This is a genomic window from Aquincola sp. J276 (assembly GCF_024700035.1).
In the GTDB taxonomy this organism is placed as follows: Bacteria; Pseudomonadota; Gammaproteobacteria; order Burkholderiales; family Burkholderiaceae_C; genus Aquincola; species Aquincola tertiaricarbonis.
In genome coordinates, this window is record NZ_JAJONC010000001.1 from 1,371,575 (window position 1) to 1,392,746 (window position 21,172).

General features: G+C 74.1%; 4 protein-coding genes and 1 pseudogene. All 5 read left to right on the top strand.

All coding sequences use genetic code 11. The features are described 5' to 3' along the window. The first annotated feature begins 46 nt into the window (after positions 1-46). The 5 genes and pseudogenes from mobA to LRS14_RS06380 all read left to right on the top strand — a co-directional run bounded on the left by mobA (position 47) and on the right by LRS14_RS06380 (position 21,163). Positions 47-640 carry a molybdenum cofactor guanylyltransferase MobA gene (gene mobA, locus LRS14_RS06355; protein WP_257798999.1) on the top strand — a complete coding sequence of 198 codons (594 nt, stop codon included), beginning with the start codon at positions 47-49 and terminating at the stop codon, positions 638-640. Continuing rightward, on the top strand, positions 637-1,167 hold the full coding sequence (locus tag LRS14_RS06360) for a GNAT family N-acetyltransferase (protein WP_257799000.1): 531 nt from the start codon (positions 637-639) through the stop codon (positions 1,165-1,167). Before mobA ends, LRS14_RS06360 begins: the two co-directional genes overlap by 4 nt. A gap of 271 nt (positions 1,168-1,438) precedes the next feature. Further along, positions 1,439-3,358: pseudogene (locus LRS14_RS30600) on the top strand (DUF4347 domain-containing protein); the annotation flags it as partial. Between the two features lie 103 nt (positions 3,359-3,461). Continuing rightward, positions 3,462-4,721: a hypothetical protein gene (locus LRS14_RS06375; protein ID WP_257800425.1), complete on the top strand. Its 1,260-nt coding sequence runs from the start codon at positions 3,462-3,464 to the stop codon at positions 4,719-4,721. Further along, positions 4,628-21,163 carry a hypothetical protein gene (locus LRS14_RS06380; protein ID WP_257800509.1) on the top strand — a complete coding sequence of 5,512 codons (16,536 nt, stop codon included), beginning with the start codon at positions 4,628-4,630 and terminating at the stop codon, positions 21,161-21,163. The genes LRS14_RS06375 and LRS14_RS06380 overlap by 94 nt, the downstream gene beginning before the upstream one ends. Positions 21,164-21,172 lie beyond the last annotated feature (9 nt).

The window sequence follows — 21,172 nt, forward strand, 5'->3', positions numbered from 1 at the left end:
GCAGCCCGGCGCGCGGCCCGGGGAATCGGCCCCGTGAAGGCTCGCCATGAACATGTCTGACATCACCGGGCTGGTGCTGGCCGGCGGGCTGGGGCGGCGGATGGGAGGCGTGGACAAGGGGCTGCAGCCGTTCGAAGGGCAGCCGCTGGCGCGGCGGGCGCTCGAGCGGTTGCGGCCGCAGGTGGGCGCGCTGATGCTCAATGCCAACCGCCACCTCGACGTCTATGCCGCCTGGGGCGTGCCGGTGTGGCCGGATGCCGACGACCAGTTCGCCGGGCCGCTGGCCGGCATGCTGGCCGGGCTGCGGCATGCCGACACGCCCTGGCTGGCCTGCGTGCCCTGCGACGGCCCGCACTTTCCGCCGGACCTGGTGCAGCGCCTGGCCGCGCACGCCGAGGCCGCGGACGCGGTGATGCCGGTCACCCTGGATCCCGACACCGGGCGCCGGCAGCCGCAGCCGGTGTTCGGCCTGCTGCGCCGCAGCCTGGCCGACGACCTGGCCGGCTTCCTGGCCGATGGCGGCCGGCAGGTGGAGGCCTGGGCGGCGCGGCTGCGCTGCGTGCAGGTGCCGTTCGCCGATGCTCGGGCCTTCGCCAATGCCAACACCGCGCAGGACCTGGCGCGGCTTTCACGACCATGACCTCCACACCCCCGCTGCCCGTTGAGCTGCTGCAGCCCGCGCATGCGGCCGCCTACAAGCGTCTGCGCGACCTGATGCTCAGCCGCCATCCCGAAGCCTTCACCTCCGATGCGCAGACGGAGCATCACCGCACCGTGGACAGCTACGCCGAGCGGCTGCAGGCCGGTGACGGCGGCTTCACCCTGGGCGTGCTGCAGGCCGGCGAACTGCTGGGCGCCCTCACCTGCGAGATCTCCAGCCGCGCCAAGGAACGGCACCTGGGGCACCTGGTGGCCATGATGGTGGCACCCGGCCACCAGGGCCGCGGCCTGGGCGGCCAGCTGCTGGCGGCCACCGTGGCCCGGGCGCGCGAGACCGGCGGGCTGCTGCAGCTCACGCTGACGGTCACGAAGGGCAACGGGCCGGCCGTCGCCTTGTACGAGCGCGCCGGCTTCCGCACCTGCGGCTGCCTGCCGCGTGCGCTGCGCCTGGCCGACGGCCGGTTGTTCGACAAGCTGCAGATGGTGCTGCCGCTGGACACGGACTGATAGAGCGCGCACAACGGCCCGATCAAGGCCGCCGTTTCCATCGTTTTCTGTCAATTCATCACGGCCCGCGTCGATAAGGTGGGGTTGCCGGCCCAGGTGTACGGGGCTGGCGCTGCCCGCAACTTTTTCGTCCGCCGTCATGACCCTCCGCCCTTGGCTCGGCCAGCCCCTGTTCGAGGAACTCGAGCTCCGCATCCTGTATTCGGCCGACCTCTCGCCCCTGGCCGGCCCGGCCGCCGTGGTCGACCAGCGGCTGGTGTCTGCGGGCGACATGCTGCACACCGCCACGCCGCAACCCGCGGCCACGCTGCTGTTCATCGACGAGCGGGTGGCGCCCGACGATGCCCGCCTGGCGGCCTGGCGCAGCAGCACCGAAGGGCTGCAGGCGCAGGCCGACGAGGTGACCATTGCAGCCGACGAGGACGGCGCCCAGCGCGTCGCCGAAGTGCTGGCGCAGCAGCCGGCCGGCAGCCGTTGGCAGTTGCTGCCCTACCTGGGTGAAGCGGGTGAACAGCTGGGCACCAGCCCGGCTGCCGCCGCGGCGGCTGCGTCGGCGTCGGCTGCCCCGGCTGCAGACACGCAGGTGGCCGAACTGGTCTTCATCGATGCCCAGGTGGAAGGCGCCGCCGTCCTGCTGGCCGACATCCAGGCCCAGGCCGACGCGGGCCGGGCCATCCAGGCCCTGCTGCTGCAGCCCGGCATCGACGCGCTGGCGCAGATCGGCAACGTGCTGCGCTCGCACAGCGGGCTGTCGGCGCTGCACCTGGTCAGCCACGGCAGCAGTGGTGCCGTCAGCCTGGGCGGACAGGTGCTGGACGCCGCCACGCTGGCGCAGCGGGCCGATGAGCTCGGCGCCTGGCGCGCCGCACTGTCCGCCGATGCCGATGTGCTGCTGTACGGCTGCGACGTGGCCGCCGGCAGCAACGGCCTGGCATTCGTGCAGGCGCTGGCGCAGCTCACCGGCGCCGACGTGGCCGCTTCCGACGACCTCACCGGCGCCACGCTGCTGGGTGGTGACTGGCGGCTGGAGGTGCATCAGGGCGTGATCCAGACCGCGCTGGCCATCGGCCTGCAAGGCCAGGCCATGTTCGGGCAGACGCTGGCCAACGCGGCGCCGGTGCTCGCGCCGTCGGCCCCGGAACTCGCGTCGCTGGCCACGCTGGACCGGCACAACGCCGGCCAGACGGTGGCCTCCTTCCTGGCGGGCCAGGTGAGCGATGCCGACGCCGCCAGCGCATCCGGCATCGTCGTCACGGCCACGGCGGGCACCGCCGGCAGCTGGCAATACTCGCTGGACGGCGGCGCGACGTGGGCGGATGTCGGCTCCGTGGCCGGCAGTTCGGCGCTTGCGCTGCGCGAGCAGGACCTGATCCGGCTGGTGCCCGGCGACAGCAGCGCCGGGAGCGCCTCCTTCAGCTTCCGCGCCTGGGACCAGACGACCGGCAGCGCCGGCAGCAAGCTGGACGCCTCGGTGAACGGCGGCAGCACCGCTTTCAGCGCCGCCACCGATACGGCCACGCTCAACGTGGTGGTGGCCGACAACCAGGCCCCGCAGTTCGGCACTGGCGGTCGGGTCATCACCAGCCTGGGCGCGGATGATCACTTCGCCAGCGCCAACCTGCTGCAGCCTGACGGCAAGCTGCTGGTGGTGGGTGCCTACGGCAACCTGGACGGCGCCGTGGTGCGCTACAACGCCGACGGCTCGCTGGACACCGGCTTCGGCACCGGCGGCGTGGCCGTCGTGACGTTGAATGAAGGTTTCGGCGAGTTCACCAGCGTGGCGCGGCAGGCCGACGGCAAGATCGTGCTCGCTGGTTATGCCATCAGCGGCACCACCTACGGCTTCACCGCCGTGCGGCTGCTGGCCAACGGCACGCTGGACAGCAGCTTTGGCACCGGTGGCCGTGTTCTCACCACCTTCCATGCCGCCGATGGCCGGGCCATCGGTGCCGGCGTCGCCGTGCAAGCCGACGGCCGCATCGTGGTCGGCGGTTATGCCGGCGATTCCGGCTCGCACGACGTGGTGGCGGTGCGCTACACCAGCACCGGTGCGTTGGACACCACCTTCGCCAGCGGCGGCAAGTTCCGCACGAGCGTGGGCAGCGACGTCGTCATCGAAGCCGTGACGCTGGACGCCAGCGGCCGCCTGCTGCTGGCCGGCCACAGCACCACGTCCGGCTTCACCGACATGGCCGTGGTGCGCCTGACCACCGCCGGCGCACTGGACACCAGCTTCAGCGGGGGGCGGCGTCTTCCTCAGCCCCGGCAACCACACCGATGCCGCCGCCTACGCCATCACGGTGCAGGCCGACGGCCGCATCCTGCTCGCCGGCGATGCCGACGGCCAGGGCCTGGTGATGCGGCTGACCTCTGCCGGCGTGCTGGACACCAGCTTCGGCACCGATGGCGACGCCGAACTGGCGGTCGGCAGCAGCACCTTTCTGGCCCAGGTGCGTGTGCAGGCCGACGGCGGCATCGTCGTCTCCGGCCACGCCAGTGCGGGCAAGAGCGCGGCGCTGGTGGCCCGGCTGCAATCCGACGGCAGCACGGACACCGCCTTCGGCATCAGCGGCCCGGGCTACACGACCATCACCCACAGCACCGGTACCGACCGCGGCTTTGCGCTCACCACCCAGGCCGACGGCAAGCTGCTGATGTCGGGCCCGGCGGCCGACAACACCCGCTTTGCCACCGCCCGCCTGACCACCACCGGCGCGCTGGACACCAGCTGGAACAACACCGGCCCGCTGGGCGGCAGCGTCGCCTTCACCGAGAACGGCAGCGCCGTGGTGCTGGACAACGACGTGGTGGCCTACGACATGGAACTGGCCACCGCGGGCAACTACAGCGGCGCCACGGTGCAGATCGAGCGCAGCGGCGGCGCCGATGCGCAGGACGTTTTCAGCGCCACCGGCGCGTTGGGTGCACTCATCGAAGGCGGCGCCCTGGTCTACAACGGCAGCACCATCGGCAGCGTCACCGCCAACAGCGGTGGCCAGCTCCTGCTGACCTTCAACAGCAGCGCCACGCAGGCCAACGTCAACGGCGCGCTGCGCTTGATCGCCTACCGCAACACCAGCGAGGCGCCGCCCGCGTCGGTGCAGCTGCAATGGACGCTGGCCGACGGCAATACCGGCACCCAGGGCGCCGGCAGCAACCTGGCCGGCAGCGGCAGCACCACCGTCAACATCACCGCCATCAACGATGCGCCGGTGCTGACGGCAGCCGCGCCGGCCATGGCGCCGATCACCGAAGACGACACCGCCAACGGCGGCCAGACCGTGGCCTCGATCGTGGGCGGCAGCGTGAGCGACCCGGAAGGCACCGCGCCCGGCATCGCCATCACCGCCACCACCGCCTCCCTGGGCACCTGGCAGTACTCCATCAACGGCGGCAGCAGCTGGGGGCCGTCGGCACGGTCAGCAACACCTCGGCCCTGCTGCTGCGCAGCACCGACCTCGTGCGCTTCGTGCCCAACGGCAGCAACGGCACCAGCGCCAGCCTCACCTACCGCGGCTGGGACCAGGCCAGCGGCAGCGCCGGCAGCAAGGTGAGCACCGCCAGCAACGGCGGCAGCACCGCCTTCAGCACCGCCACCGACACCGCCTCGATCACGGTCACGTCGGTCAACGACGCGCCGGTGATGAGCCCCGCCACGCCCGCGCTGCCCACCATCACCGAAGCGCAGACCACCAACACCGGCAGCACCGTGGCCACCCTGGTGGGCAGCAGCATTTCCGATGTGGACAGCGGCGCGGTGCAAGGCATCGCCATCACCGCGGCCGGCACGCCGGCCGGCAGCTGGCAGTACTCGCTCGACGGCGGCAGCAGCTGGCAGGCGCTGGGCAGCGTCAGCGCCAGCTCGGCCCTGCTGCTGCGCAGCACCGACCGCATCCGTGTGTTGCCCGACGGCCTCAACGGCGGCACCGCCACGCTGACCTACCGCGCCTGGGACCGCAGCAGCGGCAGCGCCGGCACGCTGGCCGATGCCGGCAGCGGCGGCGGCAGCAGCGCCTTCAGCAGCAGCAGCAACACCGCCAGCCTCAGCATCACGCCGATCAACGATGCGCCGGTGCTCACCGCCACCGTGCGCACCCTGCCCGCCATCGCGGCGGTGGCCAACCTGGGCAGCCTCGGCCAGACGGTGGCCGGCATCGTCGGCGACACCATCACCGACGTGGATGCCGCAGCGCGCAAGGGCATCGTCATCACGCAGTTCACCGCGGGCACAGGGCAGTGGCAGTACTCGGTCAACGGCGGCTCCAGCTGGGAAGACTTCGACCACGCCGCAGCCGCCGGCAGCCAGGGCTACCTGATGCAGTGGCACTTCCGCATGCGTTACGTGCCGGCCGACGGCAGCAGCCACACCGCCGGCTTCGAGTACCGCGCCTGGGACCGCAGCGCCAACGACACCGCCGCCAACACCGTGAGCGTGGCGTTCATCGGAAGCACCGGCGGCAGCAGCGCCTTCAGCAGCGCCACCGCCACGGTCACGCTGCAGGTCGACGCCGCGCCCGGCAACACCGCGCCGCGCTTCGGCGGCAGCGGCACGGTGATCGTGCGACCGGACGCCTGGGGCGCCAACCGCGCCCACGACGTGGCGGTGCAGGCCGACGGCAAGCTGGTGCTGGCGGGCAACGGGCAGCTGGACGGCACGGTGATCCGGCTCAATCCGAACGGCACGCTGGACACGAGTTTCGGCAGCGGCGGCAAGGTCGACGTTTCTCTGTACGGCGACAACGTGATGCGGTCGGTGGCGGTGCTGTCCAACGGCAACCTGCTGGTGACGGGCTACGTTTACCGGAACGACAGGCCCGCCTACGGCCAGCAGGTCTTGTCGCAGACTTTCCGCCTGCTGCCCGACGGCACGCTGGACAGCAGCTTCCATCCGTTCATGGACGTGGACGGCAGCACCCTGCCGCAGTACATGCTGACCGAAGCCATGGCCCCGCTGGCCGACGGCAAGGTGCTGGTGGCCGGCACCATCAAGACGGTGGCCGACGAACTCGACCCGGGGCGGCTGGTGCTCTCGCGGCTGCGCGCGGACGGCTACCTGGACACCAGCTTCGGCACCGCCGGCCACTACGAGCTGGCGCTGGGCGAGGACACCCAGGCCACCGCCGTGGCGGTGGACGGCAGCGGCCGCATCCTGGTGGCGGGCTTCAGCGGCAGCGGCGGCCAGTACACCAGCTTCGTGCTGCGCACCAGCGCCGCCGGCGTGCTGGACACCAGCTTCGGCAGCAACGGCATCGCCTGGGGCAGCGCCGGCAAGCCGGACGCGATGGTGGTGCTGGCCGACGGCAGCGTGGTCGTGGCCGGCACCAGCGAAGGCAGCGAAGCGGTGGTGCAGCGCTTTGCCGCCAACGGCGCGCCGGACGCCGGCTTCGGCAGCGGCGGCGTGCAGGTGCTGGCGCTGGGGGCCGATGCCGGCCTGCGCGACCTGGCGCTGCTGCCCGATGGCCGGCTGCTGGCCAGCGGCTGGATCAGCACCCAGGGCAAGAGCGACATGCTGGCCGTGCGCCTGCTGGCCAACGGCAGCCTGGACACCAGCTTCGGCAGCGGCGGCAAGCTGGTGCTGCGCGCCAGCGCCGAGCCCGAGATCGCCCACGGCCTGGTGGTGCGCCCGGACGGCAGCATCGCGCTGGCTGGCGGCGAAGCCCAGCAGCTGATGGTGACCAACCCCTCCTTCGGCCGCGTGGCGGTGGACAACGACGACACGGCCACCGCCCCGGGCTTTGCCACCGCGCTGCGCACCGCCGACGGCCAGCTGCCCAGCGGATGGTCCAACGGCTCCACCCTTGGCGGCAGCGTCAGCTACACCGAGAACGGTGCGGCCGTAGTGCTGGACAACGACGTATCCGTCGTCGACGCCGAACTGGCCGCACAGGGCCATTACGCCGGTGCCAGCGTGCGCATCGAGCGCAGCGGCGGCGCCGACGCCACCGACGTGTTCAGTGCCACCGGCACGCTGAGCGCGCTGGTGCAGGGCGGTGCGCTGGTGTACGGCGGCACCACCATCGGCACCGTCACCACCAACAGCAACGGCACGCTGCTGCTCACCTTCAACAGCAACGCCACGCAGGCCCGGGTGAATGCTGCGCTGCGGCTGATCGCTTATGCCAACAGCAGCAATGCACCGCCGGCCAGCGCGACCATGGTGTGGACCGTCAGCGACGGCAACACCGGCGCCCAGGGCAGCGGCGGCGCCGCCAGCACCACCGGCAACACCGTGGTGCAGATCACCGCCGTCAACGACGCCCCGGTGATCGCCGCCGTGGCGCCGGTGCTGGCGCCCGTCAGCGAAGACGCCGGCAGCCATGGCGGGCAGACGGTGGCCTCCTTCATCGGCAGCAGCCTCAGCGACCCCGATGGTGCGGTGCCCATCGGCATCGCCATCACCTCGCTGCTGGCCGGCAACGGCGTGTGGCAGTACTCGCTGGACGGCGGCACCAGCTGGCAGGCCATGGGCACGGTGAGCAACAGCGCTGCCTTGCTGCTGCGCGGCAGCGACCGCGTGCGGCTGGTGCCCGACGGGCAGAACGGCACCAGCGCCAGCCTGACCTACCGTGCCTGGGACCAGACCAGCGGCAGCGCCGGCAGCAAGGCCAGCACGGCCACCAACGGCGGCAGCACCGCCTTCAGCACCACCACCGACAGCGCCACCCTCACCGTCACGCCGGTCAACGACGCACCGGTGATGGCCGCCGCCGCCCCGGGCTTCAACACGCTGACCGAAGACACCACCAACCCGGGCGGACGCACGGTGGCCGAGGTGCTGGGCAGTGGCCTGATCGACGTGGACAGCGGCGCGCAACAGGGCATCGCCATCACCAGCATCAACGCGGTCAACGGCAGCGGCCAGTACTCGGTCGATGGCGGCGCCACCTGGCAGGACGCCGGCAGCGTGAGCGAAAGCGCCGCCCTGCTGCTGCGCAGCACCGACCTCATGCGCTTCACGCCGGACGGCCGCAACGGCGGCACCTCCACCATCAGCTACCGCGGATGGGACCAGAGCAGCGGCACCGCCGGCAGCAAGGCCGACACCACCGTCAACGGTGGCACCAGCGCCTTCAGCACGCAGGTCAACATCGCCACCTCGGTGGTCACGTCGGTCAACGACGCGCCGGTGCTCACGCCTGCGGCGCCGGCCCTTGCTGCCATCGACGAGAACGCCGCCGCCCCCGCGGGGCAGACCGTGGCCTCCTTCACCGGCAGCAGCATCACCGACGTGGACAACGGCGCGCAGGCCGGCATCGCCGTCATCGGCAGCAGCGCGCCGGCCGGCAGCTGGCAGTACTCGCTGGACGGCGGCACCAGCTGGCAGGCCCTGGGCAGCGTGTCGGCCAACGCCGCGCTGCTGCTGCGCGCCACCGACCGCCTGCGCCTGCTGCCCGACGGCCTGAACGGCGGCACCGCCACCCTGAGCTACCGGGCCTGGGACCAGACGACCGGCACCGCCGGCAGCACCGCCAACACCGGCAGCAGCGGCGGCAGCACCGCCTTCAGCAGCGCCACCGACACCGCCAGCCTGCTGGTGGCGGCGGTGAACGATGCGCCGGTGATGGCCGCGGCCACGCCGGCGCTCACCGCCCTCACCGAGGACAGCACCGGCCATGCCGGCCAGACCGTGGCCAGCCTGGTGGGCGCCACCATCACCGACGTGGACAGCGGCGCGCTGCAGGGCATCGCCCTCACCGCGGCCAGCACCAGCACCGGCGGCTGGCAATACAGCCTGGACGACGGCGCCACCTGGGCTGCGGTGGGCAGCGTGAACCCCGGCGCCGCGCTGCTGCTGCGTGCCACCGACCGGGTGCGCCTGCTGCCCGATGGCCAGAACGGCGGCAGCGCCAGCCTGGGCTGGCGCGCCTGGGACCGCAGCAGCGGCAGCGCCGGCACGCTGGCCGACACCGGCAGCGGCGGCGGCAGCAGCGCCTTCAGCACCACCACCAACACGGCCAGCCTCGGCGTGGCTTCGGTCAACGATGCGCCGGTGCTGGCACCCGCCGCGCCGGTGCTCGCCCCTGTCGACGAGAACGCCACCGCGAACAGTGGCCAGACGGTGGCGTCCTTCCTCGGCAGCAGCCTGGGCGACGTGGACAGCGGCGCCGTGGCCGGCATCGCCATCACCGGCGCTATTGCAGGCAACGGCAGCTGGCAGTTCTCCACCGACGGCGGCGGCAGCTGGCAGGCGCTGGGCACCGTCACCGCCAATGCGGCGCTGCTGTTGCGCGGCACCGACCGCGTGCGCTTCGTGCCCGACGGCCTGAACGCCACCAGCGCCAGCCTCGTCTACCGCGGCTGGGACCAGACCAGCGGCAGCGCCGGCAGCAAGCACGACGCCAGCAGCACCGGCGGCAGCAGCGCCTTCAGCAACGCCAGCGACACCGCCACGCTCAGCGTGACCGCGGTCAACGATGCACCGGTGCTCACCGCGCTGGCGCCGGTGCTGCCGGCCATCGGCGAGGACGACGCCAATCCGGCCGGCCTCACCGTGGCCAGCCTCGTCGGCGCCAGCATCAGCGATGTCGACACCGGCGCGCTGCAGGGCATCGCGCTCACCGCCACCGGCGGCAGCGGCGGCAGCTGGCAGTTCTCCACCAACGGCGGCGGCACCTGGCAGGCGGTGGGCACGGTGTCGGGCGGCAGCGCGCTGCTGCTGCGCAGCACCGACCTGCTGCGCTTCGTGCCCGACGGCCTGAACGGCGGCAGCGCCAGCCTCGGCTGGCGCGCCTGGGACCGCAGCAGCGGCAGCGCCGGCAGCCTGGCCGATGCCAGCGTGCACGGCGGCAGCACCGCCTTCAGCAGCGGCACCGACACCGCCACGCTCACCATCACCGCCGCCAACGATGCGCCGGTGCTGGCACCGGCCGGCCCGACGCTGGGCACGGTCACCGAAGACCAGGCCAGCCCTGCCGGCCAGACGGTGGCCGCGCTCGTGGGCAGCAGCATCAGCGACGTGGACAGCGGCGCGCTGCAGGGCATCGCCGTCACCGCGGCCAGCAGCACGGCGGGCACATGGCAATACTCGCTGGACGGCGGCAGCAGCTGGAGCGCCGTCGGCAGCGTGAGCGGCAATGCCGCGCTGCTACTGCGCGGCACCGACCGCCTGCGCCTGCTGCCCGACGGCCAGAACGCCGGCAGCGGCAGCATCGTCTGGCGCGCCTGGGACCGCAGCAGCGGTGTCGCCGGCACCACCGCGAACACCAGCAGCAACGGCGGCAGCAGCGCCTTCAGCAGCGCCACCGACACCGCCACCGCCACCGTCACCGCCGTCAACGACGCACCGGTGCTCAGCACCGCCGCCCCCACGCTCCCGGCCATCGGCGAGGATGACAACGCACCGGCCGGACACACGGTCGCCGCCATCGTCGGCGGCAGCATCAGCGACGTGGACAGCGGCGCGGCCACCGGCATCGCCGTGGTGTCCACCAGCGGCAGCCACGGCCAGTGGCAGTACTCGCTGGACGGCGGCGTCAGCTGGCAGGCCGTGGGCGGCGTCGCCCAAGGCAATGCGCTGCTGCTGGGCGCCAGCCACCAGCTGCGCTACCTGCCCGACGGCAGCCGCGGCGAGACCGCGACGCTGGGCTTTCGCGCCTGGGACGGCAGCACCGGCAGCGCCGGCAGCCGGGCGGACGCCAGCAGCACCGGCGGCAGCAGCGCCTTCAGCAGCACCAGCGACCTGCTGAGCCAGCCGGTGCTGCCGGCCAACGACGCGCCGGTGCTCACCCCCGCCGCGCCGGTGCTGCCGGCCGTCAGCGAAGACGCCCTCGACGGCAGCGGACAGACGGTGGCCGCGCTGGTGGGCGGCAGCATCGCCGACGTGGATGCCGGCACGCTGCAGGGCATCGCCCTCACCGCCACCAGCGTGGTCGGCGGCGGCGCCTGGCAGTTCTCCACCGATGGCGGCAGCACCTGGCAGGCGGTGGGCTCGGTGGCCGACGACAACGCCCTGCTGCTGCGCTCCACCGACCGCATTCGCTACCAGCCGGACGGCCTGGACGGCGGCAGCGCCAGCCTGGCCTGGCGCGCCTGGGACCAGACCAGCGGCAGCGCCGGCACGCGGGCCGATGCCGGCGTGCATGGCGGCACCACCGCCTTCAGCAGCGCCACCGACGCTGCCAGCCTGGCCATCACCGCCGTCAACGACGCGCCGGTGCTCACGCCTGCCACCCCGGCGCTGCCCGGCCTGACGGAGGACCAGACCGCCAGCGCCGGCCACACCGTGGCCAGCCTGGTGGGCGGCAGCATCGCCGACGTGGACGGCGGCGCCCTGCAGGGCATCGCCATCACCGCCGCCAGTGCGCCCACCGGCGGCTGGCAGTACTCGCTGGACGGCGGCGGCAGCTGGCAGGCGCTGGGCGCGGTGAGCGACGGCAGCGCGCTGCTGCTGCGCGGCACCGACCGCCTGCGCTTCGTGCCCGACGGGGCCAATGCCGCCAGCGCCACCATCGGCTTCCGCGCCTGGGACCGCAGCAGCGGCAGCGCCGGCAGCAAGGTGAGCACCGCGGCCGCGGGCGGCACCAGCGCCTTCAGCACCGCCACCGACACCGCCGCCATCAGCGTCAGCGCCGTCAACGACGCGCCGGTGCTCACGCCCATCGCGCCCACGCTGGCCTCGGTGCCGGAATGGGACACCAACCCGCCCGAGCAGACGGTGGCCTCCTTCGCCGGCGGGAGCATCGGCGACGTGGATGCCGGCGCGCTGCAAGGCATTGCGGTGACGGCGCAGTCGCCGGGCACGGGCAGCTGGCAGTACTCGCTGGATGGCGGTGCCAGCTGGCTGGACATGGCGCCGCTCGGCCCGCTGGGCGATGCCAATGCCCTGCTGCTGCGCGCCACCGACCTGGTGCGGCTGGTGCCCGACGGCGTCAGCGCCACCACCGGCAGCCTGGGCTACCGCGCCTGGGACCGCAGCAGCGGCAGCGCCGGCAGCCTGGCCGATGCCAGCGCCAACGGCGGCAGCAGCGCCTTCAGCAGCGCCACCGACGTGGCGGGCATCACCGTGTCCAACAGCAATGCCGCCCCGGTGCTGGCGCCGGCCGCGCCGGTGCTGCCCGGCCTGACCGAGGACGACACCGCCCATGCCGGGCAGACGGTGGCCTCGGTGCTGGGCGGCAGCGTGAGCGACCCCAATGCCGGCGCGGCGCAGGGCGTCGCCATCACCGCGCAGGTGGCGGGTGCGGGCGGCTGGCAGTTCTCCACCGACGGCGGCGCCAGCTGGCAGGCGATGGGAGCGGTGTCCGATGCCTCGGCCCTGCTGCTGCGCGCCACCGACCGCGTGCGCTACCTGCCCGACGGCAGCGGCGCCACCAGCGCGAGCTTCAGCTACCGCGCCTGGGACCAGACCAGCGGCAGCGCCGGCAGCCTGGCCGATGCCAGCCTCCACGGCGGCAGCAGCGCCTTCAGCAGCGCCAGCGACACCGCCAGCATCTCGGTCACCGCGCTGAACGACGCGCCGGTTCTCAGCCCGGCCGCTCCGGCGATGGCCGGCCAGACCGAGGACCAGCTGGCGCCTGCCGGCCAGACCGTGGCCAGCCTGCTGGGCGGCAGCATCAGCGACGCCGATGCCGGCGCACTGCAGGGCATCGCCGTCACCGCCCAGTCGGCCGGCGGCGGCAGCTGGCAATACAGCCTGGACGGCGGCAGCAGCTGGGCCGCGCTGGGCGCCGTCAGCGATGCGCAGGCCCGGCTGCTGCGCCCGGCCGACCTGCTGCGCCATGTGCCCGACGGCGCCAACGGCGGCACCGTGAGCCTGGCCTGGCGCGCCTGGGACCAGACCAGCGGCAGCGCCGGCGCATGGGCCGATGCCAGCGTGAACGGCGGCACCAGCGCCTTCAGCGCGGCCACCGACACCGCCACGCTGGTGGTCTCCGCCGTCAACGATGCGCCGGTGCTGACGCCCGCCGCGCCGGTGCTGCCTGCGCAGACCGAGGACGAGCTGAACCCTGCGGGCCATCTGGTGGCCACGCTGCTGGGCGGCCCGCTGTCGGACGTGGACAGCGGTGCGCTGCAGGGCGCTGCGCTCATCGGGCAGTCGGCGGCCGGCGGCAGCTGGCAGTTCTCCGTCGACGCGGGCGGCAGCTGGCAGGCGCTGGGCGCCGTCAGCGATGCGGCCGCGCTGCTGCTGCGCAGCAGCGACCTCGTGCGCTTCATGCCGGACGGCCTGGGCGGCAGCACCGCCAGCCTGTCCTTCCGCGGCTGGGACCGCAGCAGCGGCAGCGCCGGCAGCCTGGCCGATGCCAGCATGAACGGCGGCAGCAGCGCCTTCAGCAGCGCCAGCGACACCGCCACGCTGGCGGTGGGCGCGGTCAACGATGCACCGGTGCTGGCGCCCACCGCGCCCGTGCTGGCACCGCTGACCGAGGACGAGACGGCCAACGCTGGACAGGCGGTGGCGTCCTTCCTCGGCGGCGCGACCAGCGACGTGGACCCCGGTGCGCTGGCCGGCATCGCCGTCACCGGGCTGGCCTCTGGCAACGGCGGCTGGCAGTTCTCGCTGGACGGCGGCGCCTCCTGGTCGGCCATCGGCGCGGTGTCCGATGCTTCGGCCCGGCTGCTGCGGCCCACCGACCGCGTGCGCTTCGTGCCCGATGGCGCCAATGCCACGAGTGCCAGCCTCAGCTACCGCGCCTGGGACCAGACCAGCGGCAGCGCCGGTGCGCTGGCCGATGCCAGCCTGAACGGCGGCAGCACCGCCTTCAGCAGTGCCACCGACACCGCCAGCCTGAGCGTGAGCGCCGTCAACGATGCGCCGTTGCTCACACCGGCCGCACCGGTGCTGCCCACGCTCACCGAGGACGACACCGCCGGCAGCGGCCAGACCGTCGCTGCGCTGCTGGGCGGCAGCGTCAGCGGCGTGGACAGCGGCGCGTTGCAGGGCATCGCCATCACCGGTCAGGACCCCGGCCGCGGCAGCTGGCAGATCTCCACCGACGGTGGTGCCAGCTGGACGGCCGTTGGCAGCGTGAGCGACGGCAGCGCCCTGCTGCTGCGCGACATCGACAGCATCCGCTTCCTGCCGGACGGCAGCGGCGCCGACAACGCCAGCCTGAGCTACCGCGCCTGGGACCAGACCAGCGGCAGCGCCGGCAGCCTGGCCGATGCCAGCCTGAACGGCGGCAGCACCGCCTTCAGCAGCGCCAGCGACACCGCCACGCTCGACATCACCGCCGTCAACGATGCGCCGGTGCTCACGCCGGCGGCCCCGGTGCTGCCCAGCGTGACCGAAGACCAGGCCAGCCATGGCGGCCAGACGGTCGCGGCCATCGTCCGCAGCAGCATCGCCGATGCGGACGCCGGTGCGCTGCAGGGCATTGCGCTCAGCGGCCTGGTGGCCGGCAGCGGCAGCTGGCAGTTTTCGCTCAACGGCGGCGCCAGCTGGTCGGCCGTGGGCAGCGTGAGCGACGGCAGCGCGCTGCTGCTGCGCTCCGGCGACCTGCTGCGCCTGGTGCCCGACGGCCAGAACGGCACCGCCGCCAGCATCACCTACCGGGCCTGGGACCAGACCAGCGGCAGCGCCGGCAGCAAGGTGGACACCAGCACCGCCGGCGGCAGCAGCGCCTTCAGCAGCGCCAGCGACACCGCCTCGCTCACCGTCACCTCGGTCAACGATGCGCCGGTGCTCACGCCCGCCGCGCCCAGCCTGCCCGCCCTCACCGAGGACGATGCCAACCCCGCCGGCCAGACGGTGGCGGCGCTGCTGGGCGGCAGCGTGGCCGACGTGGACGGCGGCGCGCTGCAGGGCATCGCCGTCATCGGCCGCACGGCGCAGGCCGGCGCCTGGCAGTACTCGCTGGATGGCGGCGCCAGCTGGCAGGCAGTGGGCGCCGTCAGCGATGCCGGCGCCCTGCTGCTGCGTGCCGGCGACCGTCTGCGCTTCCTGTCCGACGGCAGCGCCGGCAGCAGCAACAGCCTGAGCTACCTGGCCTGGGACCAGACCAGCGGCGTGGCCGGCGGCCTGGCCGACGTGCGCACCGCCGGCGGCAGCAGCGCCTTCAGCCTGGCGGCCGACACCCTGGGCGTGAGCGTGTCCGACGTCAACGATGCGCCGGTGCTCACGCCCGCGGCCCCGGTGCTGCCCAGCCTCAGCGAGGACACCCAGGACGATGGCGGCACCAGCGTGGCCTCGCTCGTCGGCAGCAGCATCAGCGACGCCGATGGCGGCGCGCTGCAGGGCATCGCGGTGCACGGCGCCGCGGCCACCGGCGGCACCTGGCAGTACTCCACCGACGGCGGCGGCAGCTGGCAGGCCCTGCCGTCCGTCAGCGACGCGGGCGCCCTGCTGCTGCGCGGCACCGACCGGGTGCGGATGCTGCCCGCCGGCAGCCAGGCCGGCAGTGCCAGCCTGAGCTACCGCGCCTGGGACCAGACCAGCGGCAGCGCGGGCAGCCTGGCAGACGCCAGCCTGAACGGCGGCAGCACCGCCTTCAGCAGCGCCAGCGACACCGCCACGCTCGGCATCACCGCCGTCAACGATGCGCCGGTGCTCACGCCCGGCGCGCCGGTGCTGACCGCCATCGCCGAGCACGACACCCAACCCGCCGGCCAGACGGTGGCCTCCTTCACCACCGGCCGCATCGCCGATCCCGACGGCAGCGGCCTGGCCGGCATCGCCGTCGTTGGCCAGAGCCCGGGCAGCGGCAGCTGGCAGTACAGCCTGGACGGCGGCAGCACGTGGTCCGCCTTCGGCAGCGTGGGCCCGGCCGCCGCCCTGCTGCTGCGCGACACAGACCTCGTGCGGCTGGTGCCCGATGGCGTCAATGCCACCAGCGCCAGCTTCGATTTCCGCGCCTGGGACGGCAGCAGAGGCACGGCCGGCAGCCTGGCCGATGCCAGCTTGAACGGCGGCAGCACCGCCTTCAGCAGCGCCAGCGACACGGCCAGCCTGTCGGTCTTCGTCATCAACGATGCACCGGCCCTGACCCCTGGCGCGCCGGTGCTGCCCGCCATCACCGAGGACGACACCGGCCATGCCGGCCAGGCCGTGGGCCTGCTGGTGGCCGGCCGCATCGCCGACGCCGACGCCAGCGCACTCACCGGCGTGGCGGTCATCGGCCAGTCACCGGGCAGCGGCAGCTGGCAGTACAGCCTGGACGGCGGCGCCACCTGGGCCGCGGTCGGCAGCGTGAGCGATGGCAGCGCCCTGCTGCTGCGCGCCACCGACCGAGTGCGCTACCTGCCCGACGGCAGCGGCGCCGACAGCGCCAGCCTCGCCTTCCTGGCCTGGGACCAGACCGCCGGCACCGCCGGCCAGCGGGTGGACAGCAGCGTGCGCGGCGGCAGCAGCGCCTTCAGTGCCGCGTCCGACAGCGCCAGCGTCAGCGTGGCCGCGGTGAACGATGCACCGGTGCTGGTGCCGTGGTCGCCGGCCCTGCCGCCGCTGTCGGAGGACGACACCGCCAGCACCGGCCAGAGCGTGGCCGCGCTGCTGGGCGGCAGCGTCGGCGATGCCGATGCGGGCGCGCTGCAGGGCATCGCGCTGGTGGAGGCCGACGCCGCCGCCGGCAGCTGGCAGTACTCGCTGGACGGCGGCGCCAGCTGGCTGGCGCTGGGCTCGGTGGCGGAGGACGACGCGCTGCTGCTGCGCCCGGCCGACCGGCTGCGCTTCGTGCCCGACGGCCTGGACGCTACCAGCGCCACGCTGCGCTACCGTGCCTGGGACCAGACCGCCGGCAGCGCCGGCAGCCGCGCCGACACCGGCGCCGCCGGCGGCAGCAGCGCCTTCAGCAGCGCCAGCGACATCGCCGCCGTGGCCGTCACCGCGGTCAACGATGCGCCGGTGCTCACGCCCGCCGCGCCAGTGCTGCCGCCGATCACCGAGGACGCCGGCCTGCATGCCGGCCTGACCGTGGCCGCGCTGCTCGGTGGCAGCGTGAGCGACGTGGACGCCGGCGCGCTGCAGGGCGTGGCCGTCACCGGCCTGGTGCCGGGCAACGGGCGCTGGCAGTACTCGATCAACCACGGCGCTTCCTGGGTGGACATGGGCGCGGTGAGCGACAACGCCGCGCTGCTGCTGCGCGCCACCGACGTGCTGCGCCTGGTGCCCGACGGCATCGACGCCGACAGTGCGCAGATCACCTACCGCGCCTGGGACCAGTCCACCGGCGTGGCTGGCGGCACCGGCGACACCAGCGTGAACGGCGGCAGCACCGCCTTCAGCGTCGCCACCGACACCGCCTTCCTGGCCATCACCGCCGTCAACGACGCGCCGGTGCTGGCGGCCGGCACCACCGCGCTGAGCCCCATCGATGAAGACCAGCTGAACCCGCCCGGGCAGACGGTGGCCTCCTTCGCCGGCAGCATCAGCGACGTGGACCCGGGCGCGCTGGCCGGCATCGCCGTCACCGGGCTGGCCTCGGGCAACGGCGGCTGGCAGTTCTCGCTGGACGGCGGCGCCTCGTGGTCGGCGATCGGTGCGGTGTCCGATGCTTCGGCCCGGTTGCTGCGGCCCACCGACCGCGTGCGCTTCGTGCCCGATGGCGCCAATGCCACCAGTGCCAGCCTCAGCTACCGCGCCTGGGACCAGACCAGCGGCAGCGCCGGTACGCTGGCCGATGCGCGCAGCCATGGCGGCGCCTCGGCCTTCAGCAGCGGCACCGCCAGCGCATCGATCAGCGTCACGGCGGTCAACGATGCGCCGGTGCTGACGCCGGCCGCGCCGGTACTGCCCCCGCTCACCGAGGACGACACCGCCGGCAGCGGCCAGACCGTCGCTGCGCTGCTGGGCGGCAGCATCAACGTCGTGGACGGCGGCGCGTTGCAGGGCATCGCCATCACCGGCCAGGGCCCGGGCCTCGGCAGCTGGCAGACCTCCACCGACGGCGGAGCGACCTGGACGACCCTGGGCAGCGTGAGCGACGGCAGCGCCCTGCTGCTGCGCGACATCGACCGCATCCGCTTCCTGCCCGACGGCAGCGGTGCCGACAACGCCAGCCTGAGGTACCGCGCCTGGGACCAGACCAGCGGCAGCGCGGGCAGCCTGGCCGACGCCAGCCTGAACGGCGGCAGCACCGCCTTCAGCAGCGCCAGCGACACCGCCACGCTCGGCATCACCGCCGTCAACGATGCGCCGGTGCTCACGCCCGGCGCGCCGGTGCTGACCGCCATCGCCGAGCACGACACCCAACCCGCCGGCCAGACGGTGGCCTCCTTCACCGCCGGCCGCATCGCCGATCCCGACGGCAGCGGCCTGGCCGGCATCGCCGTCGTCGGCCAGAACCCGGGCAGCGGCAGCTGGCAGTACAGCCTGGACGGCGGCAGCACGTGGTCCGCCTTCGGCAGCGTGGGCCCGGCCGCCGCCCTGCTGCTGCGCGACACCGACCTCGTGCGGCTGGTGCCCGATGGCGTCAATGCCACCAGCGCCAGCTTCGATTTCCGCGCCTGGGACGGCAGCAGCGGCGCGGCCGGCAGCACGGCCGATGCCAGCCTGAACGGCGGCAGCACCGCCTTCAGCAGCGCCAGCGACACCGCCAGCCTGTCGGTGGTGGTCATCAACGAAGCACCGGTGCTCACGCCCGGCGCACCGGTGCTGACGGCCATCACCGAGGACGACACGGCGAACGCCGGCCAGGCCGTGGGCAGCCTCGTCGCCGGCCGCATCGCCGACCGCGATGCCGGCGCGCTCACCGGCGTGGCCCTCACCAGCCAGTCGCCCGGCCAAGGCCGCTGGGAATACAGCTTGGACGCTGGCGCCACCTGGGCCGCGGTCGGCAGCGTGACCCACGACAGCGCGCTGCTGCTGCGCGCCACCGACCGACTGCGCTACCTGCCCGACGGCAGCGGCGCCGACAGCGCCAGCCTCGGCTTCCGCGCCTGGGACCAGTCCACCGGCACGTGCGGCAGCCTGGCCGACACCCGCCTGCCTGGCGGCAGCAGCGCCTTCAGCAGCGCCAGCGACACCGCGTCCATCAGCGTCGGTGCGGTCAACGATGCGCCGGTGCTCATGCCCCGCCATGCGGTGCTGCCCGCCATCACCGAGGACGACCTGCAGCCGACTGGCCACAGCATCATCAACCTGCGCGGCGGCGTCACCGATGCCGATGCGGGCGGCTCGGGCTCGGGCGGCATCGCGCTCACCGGCGGCACGGCCGGCTCCAGCGGCAGTTGGCAGTACTCGCTGGACGGCGGCGCCAGCTGGCAGGCAGTGGGCAGCGTGAGCGAGGGCGATGCCCTGCTGCTGCGCGACGCCAACCTGCTGCGCTTCATGCCCGATGGACGCCAGGGCGGCACCGCGCGGCTGGACTACCGCGCCTGGGACGGCAGCACCGGCAGCGCCGGCCAGCACGCCGATGCCCGCCTGAGGAGCGGCAGCAGTGCCTTCAGCAGCGCCGACGACAGCATCACCCAGCCGGTGAGCGACGTGCCCGACGCGCCGGTGCTGCAGCCCAGCGCGCCCACGCTGCCCACGGTGCGCGAAACCGACACCGACCCGGCCGGCGCCAGCGTCTCGTCGCTGCTGGCCGGCCACCTGACGGATGCCGATGGCGGTGCGCCCGGCATCGCGCTCACCGGCGGCAGCGAACAAGGCGGCCGCTGGCAGTACACGCGCGACGGCGGCGGCAGCTGGCAGGACGTGGGCCCGGTGTCCGAAGCCAGCGCGCTGCTGCTGGGCGCCGACGACCTCCTGCGCTTCCTGCCCGGCGGGCCGGACGGCGGCAGCGGCAGCCTGCAGTACCGCGGCTGGGACGCCGCCGATGCCGGCGCGGCAGGCAGCCGCGCAGTGGTCGCGGGCCCGGCCTTCAGCCAGGCCAGCGACCTGCTGCAGGCGCAGGTGCAGGCCGAGAACGACGTGCCCCGCCTGGGCGGCACCACCGCCGTGCAGTGGACCGGCACGCCGGTGGCGCTGGCACCGGCGCTGTGGCTTTCCGACGCCGAGCTGTCGGCGCGCGACGACTTCGGCGGCAGCCTGCTGACGCTGGCGCGTGCCGGCGGCCCGGTGGCCGGCGACCTGATCCTGGCCCCCGGCCTGCCTGCCACTGCCGGCGCCCTGTGGCTGCACGACGGCCAGCCGGTGGCCACCGTGGTACAGCACGGCAACGGCCAGCTGCAGCTGCAGGTGCTGCCCGGCGTGGGCGCCGCGCCACTGCAGGCCGCACTGCGCACGCTGCAGTACCACCAGGCCGACCCCGCCGCCCAAGGCGAGCTGTGGCTGCGCTGGACGCTGGACGACGGCAACCGGGGCGCGCAAGGCCTGGGCGGCGCCCAGCGGGCCCTGGCCGACAGCCGCGTGGTGCTGGCGGCGCCTGCACCTGCGCCGGTCCCCCCACCCGCACCCACACCGACCCCCGCACCGGCACCCGCACCGGCACCCGCACCGGCACCGGCCCCCTCGCCAGCTCCCGATCCGGACCCCGCCCCCGCAGCGCCGCAGGCCACGCTGGCCCCGCCGCCCTGGCCCGACGTGCCACCTCCTCCGCCGCCCACCGCCGACGCGCCCGCGCCCGCGCCCGCGCCTGTTGCATCGCTGCCGAGCCCCGAGGTGCACAAGGCGCTGCCGCCGGAGGCCGCCGCGGCCGGCCGTGCCGCGGCCGTGCTGCCCACGCCGTCGGTGCCAACGCTGCGCTGGTCCTACACCACCGGCCTGCCGGCCGGGCCGTTGTCGTCCGACAGCCAGCCATCGTTCATCGCGCCGGCCGCCGTGTGGGCCGGCTGGTACGAGCCGGCGCAGCCGTCGTCATGGCTGTCGCCGGCCCTGCGGCTGGAGAGCGCGCCCCCGGTGCCGGACGCTGAAGCGGATGCGATGCAGCTGTCGCTGCAGGTCGGCGTGGTGCTGCTGTCGGCCGGTGCGCTGTGGTGGGTGGGCCGCACCGGCGGCCTGCTGGCCGGCCTGGCCACCACCGCGCCGGCCTGGCGCGACATCGATCCGCTGCCCATCCTGGTGGAGGAGGACGAGGACCGGGTGGCGCGCATCGGCTGGGCACCGCGGGACGATGCCGACGAGGCCGCATTCCAGGCCATCGACGACCTGTTCGAGCCCGCCGCGCCGGCGCGTGCCTGAGCGCGGGCG